This window comes from Maribacter sp. IgM3_T14_3, assembly GCF_049603095.1.
Classification (GTDB): Bacteria; Bacteroidota; Bacteroidia; order Flavobacteriales; family Flavobacteriaceae; genus Maribacter.
Genome location: NZ_CP187138.1, coordinates 4,194,191 through 4,209,931 on the forward strand (window position 1 = coordinate 4,194,191; position 15,741 = coordinate 4,209,931).

15 protein-coding genes are annotated in these 15,741 nt (G+C 35.5%); 5 read left to right on the plus strand and 10 right to left on the minus strand.

The genetic code is table 11. The annotated features are described in order from the left end of the window. From ACPF9A_RS18415 to ACPF9A_RS18455, 9 genes are all read right to left on the minus strand, one after another. Positions 1–645, minus strand: a complete 645-nt coding sequence (locus ACPF9A_RS18415; RefSeq protein WP_423999229.1) for a LolA family protein — start codon at positions 643–645, stop codon at positions 1–3. 10 nt (positions 646–655) lie between these two features. Beyond that, the gene (locus ACPF9A_RS18420) at positions 656–3,037 is read right to left on the minus strand and encodes a DNA translocase FtsK 4TM domain-containing protein (protein WP_423999231.1); all 2,382 of its coding nucleotides are present in this window, start codon (positions 3,035–3,037) and stop codon (positions 656–658) included. A 63-nt stretch (positions 3,038–3,100) separates the two neighbouring features. Beyond that, complete coding sequence (locus ACPF9A_RS18425; RefSeq protein WP_133687312.1) at positions 3,101–3,466, minus strand: diacylglycerol kinase family protein; 366 nt, start codon at positions 3,464–3,466, stop codon at positions 3,101–3,103. A gap of 15 nt (positions 3,467–3,481) precedes the next feature. Then, on the minus strand, positions 3,482–3,985 hold the full coding sequence (tpx, locus tag ACPF9A_RS18430; RefSeq protein ID WP_423999233.1) for a thiol peroxidase: 504 nt from the start codon (positions 3,983–3,985) through the stop codon (positions 3,482–3,484). A 121-nt stretch (positions 3,986–4,106) separates the two neighbouring features. Then, positions 4,107–4,364, minus strand: a complete 258-nt coding sequence (locus ACPF9A_RS18435; protein ID WP_423999235.1) for a DUF6952 family protein — start codon at positions 4,362–4,364, stop codon at positions 4,107–4,109. Next, a complete protein-coding gene (locus ACPF9A_RS18440) occupies positions 4,345–4,659 on the minus strand; it encodes a thioredoxin family protein (RefSeq protein ID WP_423999237.1) in 315 nt (104 codons plus the stop codon). Before ACPF9A_RS18440 ends, ACPF9A_RS18435 begins: the two co-directional genes overlap by 20 nt. 71 nt (positions 4,660–4,730) lie before the next feature. Beyond that, positions 4,731–5,375, minus strand: coding sequence for a peroxiredoxin (locus tag ACPF9A_RS18445; RefSeq protein ID WP_423999239.1), 645 nt, complete (start codon positions 5,373–5,375; stop codon positions 4,731–4,733). A gap of 213 nt (positions 5,376–5,588) precedes the next feature. Further along, positions 5,589–7,055 carry a Na+/H+ antiporter NhaC gene (gene nhaC / locus ACPF9A_RS18450; RefSeq protein WP_423999241.1) on the minus strand — a complete coding sequence of 489 codons (1,467 nt, stop codon included), beginning with the start codon at positions 7,053–7,055 and terminating at the stop codon, positions 5,589–5,591. Positions 7,056–7,130: 75 nt separating this feature from the next. Then, on the minus strand, positions 7,131–8,351 hold the full coding sequence (locus tag ACPF9A_RS18455) for an aminotransferase class I/II-fold pyridoxal phosphate-dependent enzyme (RefSeq protein WP_423999243.1): 1,221 nt from the start codon (positions 8,349–8,351) through the stop codon (positions 7,131–7,133). A gap of 150 nt (positions 8,352–8,501) precedes the next feature. On the opposite strand from ACPF9A_RS18455, the gene ACPF9A_RS18460 reads away from it, so the two are divergent. Both ACPF9A_RS18460 and lpdA read left to right on the plus strand, forming a co-directional pair. Beyond that, a complete protein-coding gene (locus ACPF9A_RS18460; protein ID WP_133687318.1) occupies positions 8,502–8,960 on the plus strand; it encodes an Lrp/AsnC family transcriptional regulator in 459 nt (152 codons plus the stop codon). A gap of 48 nt (positions 8,961–9,008) precedes the next feature. Then, positions 9,009–10,415: a dihydrolipoyl dehydrogenase gene (gene lpdA / locus ACPF9A_RS18465; RefSeq protein ID WP_423999245.1), complete on the plus strand. Its 1,407-nt coding sequence runs from the start codon at positions 9,009–9,011 to the stop codon at positions 10,413–10,415. Positions 10,416–10,488: 73 nt separating this feature from the next. Here the strand turns inward: lpdA and ACPF9A_RS18470 are convergent, their stop codons facing one another. Next, positions 10,489–11,673 carry a heparan-alpha-glucosaminide N-acetyltransferase domain-containing protein gene (locus ACPF9A_RS18470; RefSeq protein WP_423999247.1) on the minus strand — a complete coding sequence of 395 codons (1,185 nt, stop codon included), beginning with the start codon at positions 11,671–11,673 and terminating at the stop codon, positions 10,489–10,491. A gap of 128 nt (positions 11,674–11,801) precedes the next feature. On the opposite strand from ACPF9A_RS18470, the gene ACPF9A_RS18475 reads away from it, so the two are divergent. The 3 genes from ACPF9A_RS18475 (at position 11,802) to ACPF9A_RS18485 (ending at position 15,688) form a co-directional block, all read left to right on the plus strand. Next, complete coding sequence (locus tag ACPF9A_RS18475) at positions 11,802–12,338, plus strand: NADPH-dependent FMN reductase (RefSeq protein WP_423999249.1); 537 nt, start codon at positions 11,802–11,804, stop codon at positions 12,336–12,338. A 78-nt stretch (positions 12,339–12,416) separates the two neighbouring features. Beyond that, on the plus strand, positions 12,417–13,727 hold the full coding sequence (gene tilS, locus ACPF9A_RS18480) for a tRNA lysidine(34) synthetase TilS (RefSeq protein ID WP_423999251.1): 1,311 nt from the start codon (positions 12,417–12,419) through the stop codon (positions 13,725–13,727). Then, positions 13,724–15,688 (plus strand): cytochrome c biogenesis protein CcdA, encoded by a 1,965-nt coding sequence (locus ACPF9A_RS18485; RefSeq protein WP_423999253.1) that lies wholly within the window; start codon positions 13,724–13,726, stop codon positions 15,686–15,688. Before tilS ends, ACPF9A_RS18485 begins: the two co-directional genes overlap by 4 nt. Positions 15,689–15,741 lie beyond the last annotated feature (53 nt).

Below are 15,741 nucleotides of genomic sequence, written 5' to 3' on the forward strand. Positions count from 1 at the left end.
CTAATTTCTTAGAATGAAATAGCCTTCACCCTTATATTTAGCTTCATCAAAAGTAAATAAGGTTTTGGACAATGTTTGATCTGTTTTAAAAGAATTAACAGTGATTGTGGTTTTTGTACCGTTTTTACCTGTCTCAATTAAATTGTAAATGTGCTTTGTACCCATATCAATACCTAATAACCTCAATTTAATTTCGGTATCAGAATCAATTGGTGTCAATTTTACGTATTGTATTTTTCTTCCTTGAATATCCTGTAGAATATCCCAAGCATAATTGTGTCCTTCTTTATAAAAAGTCAGCATCTTAGAAGGGGTCATCGCATTTTCATCATCAGACTTATCTTCGATAGTAACTTCTTCGTTTTCTGGTACGATAGTGTATACTTTATTTCCATCAAAAATTTGTTGAGAACCTAAGTAGTTGAACATGTATTTATTACCTGCAAGGGTAACATCTCCTCTTGTCTCTTGGTTAATACCTGCATCTGCATTCTTTAAATCAAATTTGAAGTCTACAAAGATGTTGTCATAGCTCTGTACTTTATTATAAACTTCATCTAATAATGCTTTTGCTTTATCTGAACCTTGTGCATTTGCAAAGGTTGCGGTAAGCATAATCGTCAAAATAAAAATAATTTTCTTCATCTTTTTAATATTATTCATTATCCAAAATTTGTTTAAGGGCAACCATGTCAGATACATAAACCTGTCGTGCCTTACTGCCTTCAAAAGGACCTACAATGCCCGCTGCTTCTAACTGATCAATAATTCTACCGGCTCTATTGTAGCCTAATTTCAATTTTCGTTGAATTAATGAGGCTGAACCTTGTTGTGCAATTACGATAACTTCAGCAGCTTCTCGAAACATTGCATCCCTTTCAGAGACGTTATTATCAAGACTCGTGCCAGAATCTTCACCAACGTACTCAGGTAATTCATGCGCATCTGGGTAGGCACGTTGGCTGCCGATGAAATCGACTATTTTGGCTACTTCAGGCGTGTCAACAAATGCACATTGAATACGGGTAACATCGTTACCTTGCGTAAATAACATATCTCCTCTACCGATTAATTGATCGGCACCTGCGGTATCTAATATAGTTCTTGAATCTATTTTAGACGTTACCCTAAAAGCTAACCTCGCGGGGAAGTTGGCTTTGATGATACCTGTAATAACGTTTACAGAAGGTCTTTGCGTCGCAATGATCAAATGTATACCAATTGCTCTCGCTAATTGCGCTAGCCTTGCTACGGGTGTTTCTACCTCTTTACCGGCGGTCATGATCAAATCGGCAAACTCATCAATAACTAAAACTATATAGGGTAAGAATTTGTGTCCGTCATTCGGATTCAGTTTTCTCGCCTTAAACTTGGTATTGTATTCTTTTAGGTTACGTACCATGGCTAATTTCAACAATTCGTACCTATTATCCATTTCAATACAAAGTGAATTCAGTGTGTGAATTACTTTTGTATTATCTGTTATAATCGCTTCTTCAGAATCTGGAAGTTTAGCTAAAAAATGACGCTCAATTTTATTGTAAAGGGTAAGTTCAACTTTCTTAGGATCGACCAAAATGAATTTCACCTCTGCCGGATGCTTTTTATATAGTAACGATGTAAGTACCGCATTTAAACCAACCGATTTACCTTGACCGGTAGCACCTGCCATTAGTAAGTGTGGCATTTTAGCTAAATCGACAACAAAGGTTTCATTACTAATCGTTTTACCGAAGGCGATAGGCAATTCCATTTCTGCTTTTTGAAATTTGCTAGATGCAATTACCGAACGCATAGATACAATAGACGCGTTTTTGTTAGGTACTTCAATACCTATTGTTCCTTTACCAGGTATTGGGGCAATAATACGAATACCTAATGCCGCTAGTGATAGTGCAATATCATCTTCTAGGTTTTTGATTTTCGATATTCTAACACCCGCTTCTGGTACTATTTCGTATAATGTTACAGTCGGACCAATGGTTGCCTTAATTTGGGCAATTCCTATTTTATAATTTTTTAGGGTCTCAACAATTTTGTTCTTGTTTTCTTCTAATTCTTCTTGATTAATGGTAATGCCACCAGTAGCTCCATGAGGATCTAAAAGATCAAGCGTAGGGAATTTGTAGTTGCCCAATTCTAGGGTAGGGTCGAACTCTCCAAAATCATCTACAAGTTTATTGGCAAGAATATCAATTTCTTCTGGTTCTTCAATAACATGTTCAACCTCCATTGCCAATGTCTCTTCAGGTTCTGGAGCGGTAATTTCAAAGTCTGACACTTCTTTTTCTAAATGCGGAATTTCAGTTTTATGAGTATAGGTATCTATAATTACAGGAGCTTCTTCTTCTAACGAACGTATTAGTAAATCTTCTTCCTCTTGTTCTTCTTGCTCTTTCTTTCTGTTAGCCTTTCGTTCTTGGGTTGCTTTGAACTCTGTTGATATAGCTTCTTTTCTTGATTTAAAGAATGATGAAATTCCTTCAGGAGTTACTTCAAAGAGTCTAACAAGAATAAATATGAGTCCGAATACCAATAATAATAGCACCCCAATTTTACCAGCATAGTCCTGTAAGAAATCATTCATTTCAAAACCAACCAATCCGCCAAGTAACGGACTTGAAGTAGCAAAGAAACCTAAGGCAATTGAAATCCATATAACAAATAGCAACCCCCAAATCCATTTTTTGAATAAGGCTTTTAAAGGAAGACCTAAGAAGAGGTAGATACCTGTAATACAAATAAGAAAAGGTAGAATTAACGAAGCTAACCCAAAGCCCTTGTACATAAAAAAGTGGCTAATGCTGGCGCCAAATTTGTTCAATAAGTTTTTAGCAAGTTCATTACGGTCTTTAAATTCAGACAACAAGCTTTGATCATCTTGCCAGTTAAAGTAAAATGATATAAACGAGAAGAACAATGCGATACTAAAAAGCATCAACAAACTACCCAAAATGATTTTATTCTGTTTGGATAATTTAAACGGTGATCCTTTTTTAGTAGGTTTTGGCTTTGATTTAGTTGCCTTTTTTGCCATTAAAACTTTATTCTGATGCTAAATTACAAATTTACGATGAGCTATGTTAGACTATATGAAGGCTTACATAATCTTAGGCAAGTAAATGATAAGGCCAATAATAGTTGAAGCAATAGAAACTAACATGACAGCCCCTGCCGAAATATCCTTAATAAATCCGATTTTAACGTCAAATTCTGGCTGAATATAATCTGCAATTTTCTCTACGGCAGTATTCATGCCCTCTATGCCTAAAACCATGGCTATGGCAAAGATTTGAAGTATCCACTCTGTGTGGGATATATCAAAATAAAAGCCTAGAGCGGTCATTACAATGGCAATGAAAACTTGAATTTTTATACTTGCTTCAGTACGTATTAAAAGCATGGCGCCCTTAAAGGCAAAGCCAACACTTTTAATACGATTGACCAAAAAGGATTCTTTTGGCATGAGTGTCGTTTATTTTTAGTTCATCAACGCCTCTAACGCTGCTTTGTAATTTGGCTCTTCGGTAGTTTCTGCTACTTGCTCAGTGTATAATACATTTCCTTTTTCATCAACTACAACAACTGCTCTTGAAAGCAATGGAGCTAATGGTCCGTCAGAAAATGCTACGCTGTAACCTTTACCGAAATTACCATCTTTAAAATCTGAAAGCATTTCAACATTTTCGATTCCTTCTGCACCACAAAATCTTGCTTGTGCGAACGGTAAATCTTTTGAAATACATAAAACGATTGTATTGTCAAGTTCTGCAGCTTCTTTATTGAACTGACGAACAGATTGTGCGCAAGTGCCAGTATCAACGCTTGGGAATATATTTAAAACTACTCTTGAACCTTCATAATCTGAAAGTTTTACTGTAGACAGATCATTTTTAGTCAATTGAAAATCTGGAGCTTTTACACCTGTTGCAGGTAAAGTTCCTAAAGTGTGTATTTCATTTCCTTTTAGTGTAACCGAAGCCATAATTTTTATCTTTTTAAGATTGAAAGTGTGAAATTATAAAATATAAAGTTGAAACGATAGGGAATAGGGTAAAAAAAAGTCCTTTCGAATTAGAAAGGACTTTATGCTTTTTTGAAAGCTATTATTTATCTATGGAACCTAAAACGCGTTGCATAAATTGATTCATAGCATCTTTTTTAGGTACCCCTTGTTGTATGCTGTTCGCAACTTCTATGGCGCCATACATATTTGAAATAAGTTCACCGATTACGTCTAGCTCTTCATCTTTTAAAGAAGGTAACTCTGTTAACGCTTCTAAAGTTTCGATGGTCTCTAGAATGTAATCGCTATCTTTTTCTTCAATAAACTCTGTCAGTAATTTAATTAGGGGTAATCTCACTGATCAAATCTTTTAATAGGTCGTACTTATTTGTTTGAACCTGATTTTTAATTTTTCCTTTTTCGAAAGAAGCGAAAGTAGGTAAGTTGCTTACATCTGCCAGTTTTCTAGATTCAGGAAATTTCTCTGCATCTGCCAACACAAAAGTGATGTTCTCATTTTGCGAAGCTTCTTTTTTAAATTTTGGCTTCATTATTCTACAGTTGCCACACCAAGTTGCTGAGTACTGTACTACAACATTAGGATTGTTATCTATGATTTCCTGTAAATTATCTTGTTCTAATTCTAATAACATAATATGAAGTTATTTAAGGATTAATAAAACGAACATGGAGCAAAGTGCTTCACGTTCGTTTAAAATTTTTATTAGTTTGCGTGTGCAGAAAGGTAGCTAGCAACACCGTCTCTATTTGCAGACATGGCATCTTTACCTTCTTCCCAGTTTGCTGGGCAAACTTCACCTTTCTCTTGTACATGCGTTAAAGCATCTACCAAACGTAAATACTCACCAACGTTTCTACCTAATGGCATATTGTTGATGCTTTCGTGTTGTACAACACCTTCTTCATCAATAATATAAGTAGCTCGGTAAGTGACATTGTCACCTTCTACTTGAACCGTACCTGTTTCTTCATCGTACACTTCATTTTGAATATCTAAAATGCCTAAAATACTAGATAAGTTACGGTTGCTATCTGCTATTATTGGATATGTAACACCTTCAATACCACCATTGTCTTTTTCAGTACTTAACCATGCGAAGTGTACTTCTGGAGTATCACAAGAAGCACCGATTACTAGGGTGTTTCTTTTTTCGAACTCACCTATAGCAGCTTGAAATGCGTGAAGTTCAGTAGGGCATACAAAAGTGAAATCTTTTGGATACCAGAATAAAACAACCTTTTTGTTATTCTTTTGAGCTTCTTCTAAGACATTAAGCTTAAAAGTATCGCCCATGTCGTTCATTGCATTAACACTAATATTTGGGAATTTTTTTCCTACAAATGCCATAATAAGTTTTCGTTTTATAATTAATTATAAAGCAAAATTAAGACTTGATGGCGCGTTAAAAGACTTTCTAAATTAGAAATTTCAATGGTAGAATAACTATTTTGAATAGCTCAAAAAATAGCCCTAATTTAATGCGAAAGGGTTAAATTCTGGGGGTTATTTTTAGCAGATTGCAAGGTTTATGATGCAAAAGCCCATAAAAAGAAACTTTAGTTAAGATTCTTTTTTTACTAGTTGTCTAATTTTAATATTAAAGCCAGCAAATATCAATGTCATGATAGGACTTAACCAGTTAAATATGGCAAATACAAAATATTCTGACACACTAACACCTAGCACTCCAGATTGGTAGGCCCCACAAGTATTCCAAGGTATTAATACTGAGGTTACTGTACCGGAATCTTCTAAGGTTCTACTTAAATTTTCAGGAGCAAGACCTCTATCTTGATATGCTTTTTTAAACATTTTACCGGGTATTACCAAAGCCAAATATTGATCACTTGCAATAACATTTAATCCTATACAACTAAGAACAGTACTTGAAAAAAGACCAAAGACACTTTTCGCAACAGAAAGTAAAGATTGTGTAATTCTCGATAATGCTCCGATACCATCCATAATTCCGCCAAATACCATAGCGCAACAAATAAGATAAATCGTCCAGAGCATACCGTTCATTCCGCCAGAGCTAAATAGCTCATTAAGCTTCTCGTTATCGGTTACTATAGCGGTGTCTGTTAATATGGAGTTTATGATAGCACTTACGTTTGAATCTGAAATGGTTGCTAAAATTTCAGGTTGAAAGATTATTGCGAATATGGCAGCTAGTGCCACTCCTGCTCCTAATGCAATTAAGGGCTTGGTCTTAAGTAAGATCAGCGCAATTACCGCTACCGGAACTATAAATAAATACGGTGTAATATTAAAGGTTTGGGCAATAGTGTCTAATAATCCGGTTACATCTGCATTACCGGTAGTATCTATATTTAAACTAATAATTGAAAATGCTATAATCGTTATTAAAATTGTCGGACCCGTGGTGTAGAACATATATTTAATATGCGTAAACAAATCTGTACCTGCCATTGCCGGGGCTAAGTTAGTAGTATCGCTTAAAGGTGACATTTTATCACCAAAATAAGCTCCTGAAATAACGGCACCTGCTATCATGCCTGTCGGTATGCCTAAAGCAGTACCTATACCTACTAGTGCAATACCTACTGTTGCAGAGGTTGTCCAAGAACTACCTGTGGCAATAGATATAATAGCTGCGATAACTATCGATGCAGGTAAAAATATTGACGGACTCAATACTTTTAATCCGTAATATACCATTGCGGGTATTATGCCACTTACTAACCATGTACCAGCTAAAGCACCAACAAGAAACAAAATCATAATAGGAACAAAAACACTTTTAAGGTTCTCGTAAATTTCTGTGATCATAGTTGCAAATGTTGTTTTGTTTAAAAAGCCAACAATTGCCGCAAATACCCCGCCAACTAACAAAATTATTTGATTAGAGTATTCACCGAACCACTCGCCATCTGCAAAGAATATATTATAGGCCAACATCGCCATTAAAAGTACCACGGGAATAAGCGCTTCTAATAGGTTAAGTTCCTTGTTAGCTACAATATGCTCGTTTTCTCTGTGTTCGTTGGTGCTATGGTCTGACATAAAAAGTGAGTTTGGTTTTTACGTAATATTACGATTTCTGTAACGGTTGTGCAAACTCATTTTATTATTGAAAATTTAGGCTTTCATGCTTTTGACATCCAGTATATTAAGGTCTGTCAGGCATTTTTTCATTAATGTATAGGTTCTTTGAATGTCATCATCCAAACCAATTGAAAATCGAATTAATCCATTTCCAAGTCCCATTTCTTCTTGTTCCTCTAGCGGAATTTCTGATGAAGTAGAGCTTCCGGGTGCGCTGAACAATGTTTTGTAAAACCCAAGGCTAACAGCTAAATAACCCAATTTTCTCTCCTGCATTAGTTCCATCAATGCATTGGCATTCTCAAGGGTACCTACATCCATGGTTATTAATCCGCCATATCCGTATTCCGGATTCATTTGATCTTCCATAATTAAATGTCCTGGGTGAGAAGGGAGTCCTGGGTAGACAACTCTTAATCCGTCTTTCTCGAAATTCTCGGCTAAATACTGCGCATTTTCACTGTGTTTTTTCATACGAATATGAAGTGTGCGCATGTTCTTTAGAATTGAAGCTGCACGCATGCTGTCAAGAGTGCTGCCTAAAAGCATACCTGCACCATTATTTACATCTTTAAGACTAAGACAGAATTCTGTTGTGCCACAAACAACACCCGCAACACAGTCGCTGGTTCCGTTTATGAATTTGGTAAGGCTATGAATAACAATATCGGCACCTAATTTAGCAGGTGATACGGTTAATGGAGAAAATGTATTGTCAATGATCAACGGTAATTCATTCTTCTTTGCGATGCGTGAAAGTGCTGAAATATCTGCAACCTCTAAAAGCGGATTACTAACACTTTCGCAATAAATCATTTTTGTCTTTGGTGTAATCGCTTTCGCTACAGCATCAAGATCGGTAATGTCTAAAAAGGTAGTTTTGATTCCGAATTTGATCAAAAAATTCTTCATGAATGCATACGTACCACCATAAATAGTTCTACTGCTAATAATATGGTCGCCCGCATTACATAATTGTAAAATAACAGCTGTAATAGCACCCATGCCGCTAGCAGTTACATTTGCACTTTCTGTACCTTCTAGCGCGGCTAATGCCTCGCCTAAATATAAATTTGATGGCGAAGAATGTCTGCTGTACAAATAACATCCTTCGGTATTACCTTCAAACGTATCGAACATTGTTTTTGCGGATATAAAGGTATAGGTAGATGAATCGGATATAGAAGGATTTACTCCGCCGTATTCTCCGAAATATTGTAAATCTTGTAAGTCGTTGCTGTTCTTTTGGCTCATGAGATATTATTTTAAGTAAAAATAGGGTTTGGTAGTAAATTTGTCAAGATGAACTTCTATTATTAGATTTTAAAACTAATATTTAAAATTATTTAGAATTTGAACCTGTATTTTCTTAAATTAGTTGGATTAATAAGAATTACAATCACTATGAAGCTAGATCAAACCGACAATAGTCTTTTAGAACTTTTGCAAGCAGATAGTAAGAAAACTACCAAAGAATATGCTTTGAAATTAGGCCTTTCAACAACCGCGATTTACGAGCGTATAAAAAGGTTGGAGAGAATAGGGGCTATAAGAAGTTATGTGGCCTTGGTAGATAAGGCAGTAGTTGATAGAAATTTTACTGTTTTTTGCCATGTTAAATTGGTACAGCATGTGAAGGATAATATTGCACAATTTGAAGCTCAGGTTATGCGTTTACAAGAAGTGGTAGAATGTCATCATTTAAGTGGCGATTACGATTACCTTTTAAAAATACACGTTCAAGATATGGAGGCGTATCGAAATTTTATGGTCAATAAATTAACGGCTATGAATCATATCGGTAGTACTCAAAGCTCTTTTACCATAAAAGAGGTAAAGCATTCTACGGCTATACCCCTTTAAAACTAAAAATAGTATTAATTTTGTAAGACATTAGAAAACAAATATTTTATGGATCAATATGATGTAGCCATTATAGGCTCAGGACCTGGAGGATACGTAGCAGCGATACGTTGTGCACAACTAGGTATGAAAACCGCAATAATTGAAAAATATTCCACTTTGGGTGGTACGTGTTTAAATGTTGGTTGTATTCCTTCTAAGGCGATGTTAGATTCTTCTCATCATTATGAAGATGCTACCAAGCATTTTGAAGAACATGGTATTGAAATTCCTGGTGAGATTAAAGTGAATTTAGAGAAAATGATCGCACGCAAACAAGGCGTTGTAGATCAGACCACCAAGGGAATTGAATTCTTGATGGATAAAAATAAAATTACCGTTTATGAAGGTATCGGTAGCTTTAAAGATGCTACGCATATCAATATCAAAAAGAACGACGGTAAAACAGAAGAAATTGAAGCAAAAAATATCATTATCGCTACAGGTTCTAAACCATCTACTTTACCTTTTATAAAATTAGATAAAGAAAGAGTAATTACTTCTACAGAAGCTTTAAAGCTTAAAGAAATACCAAAACACATGATAGTTATTGGTGGTGGTGTAATTGGTCTTGAATTAGGTCAGGTTTACAAAAGACTTGGTGCAGAAGTTACTGTAGTTGAATACATGGATCGCATTATACCTGGTATGGATGCTGCGCTTTCGAAAGAGTTGACGAAGGTGATGAAAAAGCAAAAAGTAAAATTTGCATTATCGCACAAAGTGAAGTCGGTTGAAAGAAAAGGTGATCAGGTAATTGTTAAGGCTGACGATAAAAAAGGTCAAGAGGTTGTTTTTGAAGGTGACTATTGCTTGGTTGCCGTAGGTAGAAAACCATATACCGACGGATTGAATGCTGATGCTGCAGGTGTAAAACTTGACGATAGAGGTAAAGTAATTGTTGATGAGCATTTGAAAACAAGTGCCGATAATATTTACGCTATTGGCGATGTTATTAAAGGTGCCATGTTAGCTCACAAAGCTGAAGAAGAAGGTACTTTGGTTGCTGAGATATTAGCGGGTCAAAAACCACATATCGATTATAACTTAATACCTGGTGTAGTTTACACATGGCCAGAGGTTGCTGCTGTTGGTAAAACAGAAGAAGAATTGAAAGAAGCAGGAGTGGAGTATAAAGTAGGTCAATTTCCGATGCGTGCGTTAGGTCGTGCTAGAGCTAGTATGGATATCGATGGGTTTGTAAAGATTCTTGCCGATAAAAAGACCGATGAAGTATTAGGTGTGCATATGATCGGTGCACGTTGTGCCGATTTAATTGCTGAAGCAGTAACTGCGATGGAGTTTAGAGCGTCTGCTGAAGATATCTCTAGAATGAGCCATGCTCACCCAACATATGCAGAAGCGGTTAAAGAAGCGGCGTTAGCGGCGACAGATGATCGTGCATTGCATGTTTAAATAGTCTGGAATAGTTTAGAAATAAAAAAGGCAGCCAATTGGCTGCCTTTTTGTTTTTTGATACTTTTTGAATCTAGTTTTTAATTAAACCTAAAACACGTAGTACTTTCTCTGTTACCGTTCTTAAAACTTCAAAAGCGATAATTGCAAATTGCTCTAAGTATATTCTTGTAGACGATAAAATTGAACGTACGTTTACTTTTAATTCCGCCTTATGGTCTTCATATTTTAATGCTAAATAGGTACTGGCGATCATAAATAGAATCGCACCTGGTACAATAAAATACGGATTTAATGAATGATGAAAAAAACGATATAGACCTACACCGGTAAAACTGCCATATAAAATGATAAAATGAATAATATAGATAGATAAGGTGCTTTGACCTATTCTTAACCACGTTGCATTCATTAAAACTTTTCTTAGTAGAATGAATATGGAGAAGACAAGTAAAACATCACCCAAGCGAATAAACAGATAGTTATTGTCATTTATAGCCTGAAATAATTGTATACCCGTAACATCGTACACCGAAAGGAAGAAATCTGAAGAAAGAAACATAAGAATCAATCCGGTTGCAATGTACGTCGGTACTATGAAATTGTATAAATTTTTGCTTTCCTGATATTTGGAAAATAAAACGGACATAAAACTACCAATTGTAGCGTAGCCCAACCATGGTATAATGGTAAATACCGAACCATTTGCTTTCGTTAAATAATTTGCAAACACTTGCGGTAAAAATTCAAAACTTGAAGCTTTATACATAGGTTCGAAAATGAACAGCAATAAGGTAGTAGAAACTAGTATGGTTGGAAAAATCCATTTTTGTTTTGCAAAAGTCAGAATGTAAAATCCGATAATGAATAATAGTGATAACCCTATACAATGCAGAACATCTACTAGGTAAAACGAGTCATACACTTCACCTTTGAATAAGCCAAAAAGGTTCATTCGTAAAAGGTAGGCGATGACCAATAATTCAAATCCGCGTTTAATTCCTTTTTTAACACGAGGGTTCGCCCAGCCTGTTTGCTTTGATCTAATTAATAAGAAAGTAAAGATGAATCCCGAGACGGTAAAAAATACCGGAGCGGTAATTCCTCTAAAATATTTCCAGATATTGAACACCATATTAGAGTCGTCTCTGAAAGCATTATCTAGCAGACCATCAATAAAATGACCTTGTAACATCATTAAGATAGCCCACGCCCTAATGGCGTCTAAAAAAAACAATCTTGAATTAGAGTTGCTCATTATCACAATTATATCCTATATACTTATAAAACAGTATGTTTGGATGTTTGAAGGGGCAAAATTAGATAAAATATTCTAACGTTCATCGGATTTGAATTAAATTCGCAATCATACAATAAAATACGTCTATGAGTTATGTTTTAGCATTTGCAGGTAGCAATTCTTCAGTTTCCATTAATTTTGAGTTGGTTAAGTATACCGCTAGCTTACTAAAAGTGCAAGAAGTTAGGTTGAGAGATCTTTCTAAATATCCATTTCCGATGTATAGTGAGGATACAGAAAAGGAAAGCGGATTCTCCAATTCTTTGGTGGAATTTAAGGAGGAAATAGCTAATTCTAAAGGATTAATTATCTCTGTAAATGAACATAATAGCTACCCGTCTGCATATTTTAAGAATACGATGGATTGGTTGTCTCGACTAGACGCCAAGTTTTTTGCGGATAAGAAAATTTTATTAATGGCTACGTCAAACGGTGGTCGCGGAGCTATGGGAGCTTTAGATGTTGCAGAAAAAATGGTTGCGAGATTTCAAGGCACCGTAGTTGAATCTTTTTCTTTACCGCGATATAGCGAGAATTTTGATGAAGTAAAAGGGATTACAAATGTCGAGCTGGCTAAAGTTCATGCAGAGAAAGTAGCTTCTTTTGTAAAGTCTATTTCTTAATACTATAAAATACGGCATAAGTTAAATAAACCTTAGGCTTCCCCCTATAAAACAGGGGGACTTCCTTACCTTTATTGCGTGTTAGAGGCATTCAAAAAACATATTGAAGATTCTTTTCCAGAATTATTAGATAGTCACTTCATCATCGCATGTAGTGGTGGTCTAGATAGTACTGTGCTTGTGGAGCTTTGCCATCAAGCAAATTTAAATTTTTCAGTAGCACATTGTAATTTTACATTGCGTGGCACAGCTAGTGATGGCGACGAGGCTTTTGTACGTGATTATGCCAAAAAGATAGAGAAAGAGTTCTTTATAACTCATTTCGATACGCTTGGTTATGTGAATCAGCATAAAGTTTCTGTACAAATGGCGGCTCGTGAACTTCGTTATGCTTGGTTCGATCAATTACTAAAAGAAAATGACGGTGCTTATCTACTAACTGCTCATCATGCCAACGATAATGTAGAAACCTTTATAATCAATTTATCGCGAGGGACAGGAATCGATGGCTTAACGGGTATACCTGCAAAAATAAATGATATACGAAGACCACTGTTGCCGTTTACAAGACAAGAATTGGAATCTTTTGCTCTCAAGCTAAACATGCAATGGCGTGAAGATGCAAGTAATGCCGATGCAAAATATTTACGTAATAAAATACGATTAGAGATTATTCCGAAGTTGAATGAATTACATCCTACATTTTCAGATAATTTCAAGAATACACTAAACTATTTACAGCAAACCGAATCTATCGCTTCGGCATACCTGAAGAAATTTAAGGAAGAACTCTTTGTTGATAAAGATGGTAGGTTTGAAATTGAAATCGCAAAACTGAAAGAATTACATCCGCTTTCTACTTATTTACATGGATTGTTTAAGGAGTACGGATTCAAAGAAATGGATAATCTTGAAGTATTGCTAGACGGACTTTCGGGTAAGCAATTGACTTCGAGTTCACATGTTTTGGTTAAGAATCGAGATGTATTAATTTTAACTTCGAACAAGGAAAGTAAATCGGAAGCTCAGGAATACCGGATTACGGAAGAAGAAGTACCTTTGAACCTTCCGTTAAGCTTGAAATTTTCGGTGGTACCCGAACGTTATGATAATACAGATACTGCAATATTCGTTCAAAAGAATACATTAAAGTATCCGCTGATAGTAAGAAAATGGAAAACCGGCGACTATTTTTATCCGATAGGTTTAAACCGGAAAAAGAAATTGTCAAAGTTTTTTAAAGACGAAAAAGTTGATGTTTTGTCTAAAGAAGAAACTTGGTTGTTATGCTCAGAAGGGCAAATTATTTGGGTTATTGGTATGCGCGCAGATCACCGCTTTAGGGTTGCTGATAGCACTCAAGAGATTTTAAAAATAGAATTTACATGATTAGATTTTTTGCTTTACTACTTTTTATTGTCGTTTTACCGCTTGGTACATTCGCACAAACTGATGATGAACCTGTAGTTTGGGAACATCATATAAATAAGATTTCTGATTCGGAATATGAATTGGTGATGGAAGCTAAGATTTTTGAAGGCTGGCATATGTATTCTCAATTTACTTCCGAGTTTGGTGGTCTGCCAATAGAATTTAGATATAAACAGGCTACTGAAAAATATGATTTAGTTGATGGTACAATTGAAAGTAAAACATTTACGGAGTATAGTGATATTTTTGGTGTAGATGAGACCTTTTTTAAGGACAACGCTAGTTTTACACAGCGAATAAAGGTGTTAGATTCAACCCACAACCAAATTAAGGTGGAATTATTTTATCAGGTTTGTAAAGATGTATGTATACCAATGGATTATACACTACTTTTTACTTTAGACGGTTCTGAGGCTAAAGAAACAGTTATTAAAGTTGATGATAGAAGTTTGGCTTTAGGACAAGAATTACGATTAGATTTAAAGAATAGAGAATTACTAACACAGGGTCAAGATAATATTGCAGAGACTACTAATATTTGGGTGATTTTCGGTTTAGGTTTTCTTGGCGGATTAATCGCTTTGTTGACTCCCTGTGTGTTTCCAATGATTCCGCTAACGGTATCATTCTTTACCAAGCACTCTCAGAATAAATCGAAAGGGATTGTAAATGCATTGCTTTATGGTTTCTTTATTATTCTAATCTACTTTTTATTGAGTTTACCATTTCATTTGTTCGACTCTGTAGATTCTCAAATTTTAAATTCCATCGCTACAAATGTCTGGTTGAATTTATTATTCTTCGTAATCTTCATATTCTTCGCCTTTTCGTTTTTCGGTTATTATGAACTGACCTTACCAAACTCATGGGCAAATAAAATGGATGATGCATCGTCGAAGGTTGGCGGCGTGTTAGGTATCTTTTTTATGGCCGTTACATTGGCAATTGTATCTTTCTCATGTACGGGTCCTATTTTAGGCGGATTACTTGGTGGTACTACCTTGGCAGAAGGTGAAGTAGCTACGAATCTTACTGCGGGTATGACTGGTTTCGGTGTTGCATTGGCATTGCCTTTTGCATTATTTGCTTTATTTCCGGCATGGTTAAATTCACTTCCAAAATCTGGCGGATGGATGACTACCGTTAAAGTAGTGTTAGGCTTTTTAGAAATTGGTTTAGCGTTAAAATTCTTATCGAATGCCGATTTAGTTGGGCATTGGGGTATTCTAAAAAGAGAAATATTCTTAGGTATTTGGATTGTTTTAGGAATAGCAATGACGTTGTATTTATTCGGGTTATATAAATTTCCGCATGATGGTCAAGTGAAAAAATTATCTATGGCTAGAAAAGTTACTGCCTTTATAAGTGCTGCTTTTACTATTTATATGATATTGGGTGTGACTAATATTACGAACCTAAAATTGTTAAGTGGCTTTCCGCCACCAGAGTTTTATAGCATGTTTGAGCAGGAAAGCGATTGCCCACTAGGTATTGATTGCTTTAAAGATTTTAATGAAGGTCTTGCGTATGCGAAAGAGGTGAATAAACCTATTCTATTAGATTTTACGGGTTGGGCTTGTGTCAACTGTAGAAAAATGGAAGAGAATGTTTGGAGTGATGCCGAAGTCTTCCCGATTATAAAGGATAATTATGTGCTTATTTCATTGTACACCGATGACAGAGAAGAACTGCCCGCAGCTGAACAATTTAATTTTCAGTATGATAGCGGTCGAGTAAAAGAAATTTCGAACATTGCCCAAAAATGGGGAACCTTTCAAGATGTAAACTTCAGCTCTATCTCTCAACCATTTTACGTATTGCTTTCTCCAGATTTGAAAGTGTTGAATACTTCTATTCAAAATTCAGATGTGCCAACCTATAAAAACTGGTTGCTAGAAGGTTTGAAAAATAATAATTGATAGGTCGATTTTGTAAGGTGTTAACTACTTGTCAATAAAAAGCAGAGCTGCGA

Coding starts and splice junctions, on each gene's coding strand:
- ACPF9A_RS18475 (WP_423999249.1), top strand. CDS start 11,802: ATGAGTTATGTTTTAGCATTTGCAGGTAGCAATTCTTCAGTTTCCATT.
- ACPF9A_RS18415 (WP_423999229.1), bottom strand. CDS start 645: ATGAAGAAAATTATTTTTATTTTGACGATTATGCTTACCGCAACCTTT.
- ACPF9A_RS18420 (WP_423999231.1), bottom strand. CDS start 3,037: ATGGCAAAAAAGGCAACTAAATCAAAGCCAAAACCTACTAAAAAAGGA.
- ACPF9A_RS18425 (WP_133687312.1), bottom strand. CDS start 3,466: ATGCCAAAAGAATCCTTTTTGGTCAATCGTATTAAAAGTGTTGGCTTT.
- tpx (WP_423999233.1), bottom strand. CDS start 3,985: ATGGCTTCGGTTACACTAAAAGGAAATGAAATACACACTTTAGGAACT.
- ACPF9A_RS18485 (WP_423999253.1), top strand. CDS start 13,724: ATGATTAGATTTTTTGCTTTACTACTTTTTATTGTCGTTTTACCGCTT.
- ACPF9A_RS18470 (WP_423999247.1), bottom strand. CDS start 11,673: ATGAGCAACTCTAATTCAAGATTGTTTTTTTTAGACGCCATTAGGGCG.
- ACPF9A_RS18445 (WP_423999239.1), bottom strand. CDS start 5,375: ATGGCATTTGTAGGAAAAAAATTCCCAAATATTAGTGTTAATGCAATG.
- nhaC (WP_423999241.1), bottom strand. CDS start 7,055: ATGTCAGACCATAGCACCAACGAACACAGAGAAAACGAGCATATTGTA.
- lpdA (WP_423999245.1), top strand. CDS start 9,009: ATGGATCAATATGATGTAGCCATTATAGGCTCAGGACCTGGAGGATAC.
- ACPF9A_RS18460 (WP_133687318.1), top strand. CDS start 8,502: ATGAAGCTAGATCAAACCGACAATAGTCTTTTAGAACTTTTGCAAGCA.
- ACPF9A_RS18440 (WP_423999237.1), bottom strand. CDS start 4,659: ATGTTATTAGAATTAGAACAAGATAATTTACAGGAAATCATAGATAAC.
- ACPF9A_RS18455 (WP_423999243.1), bottom strand. CDS start 8,351: ATGAGCCAAAAGAACAGCAACGACTTACAAGATTTACAATATTTCGGA.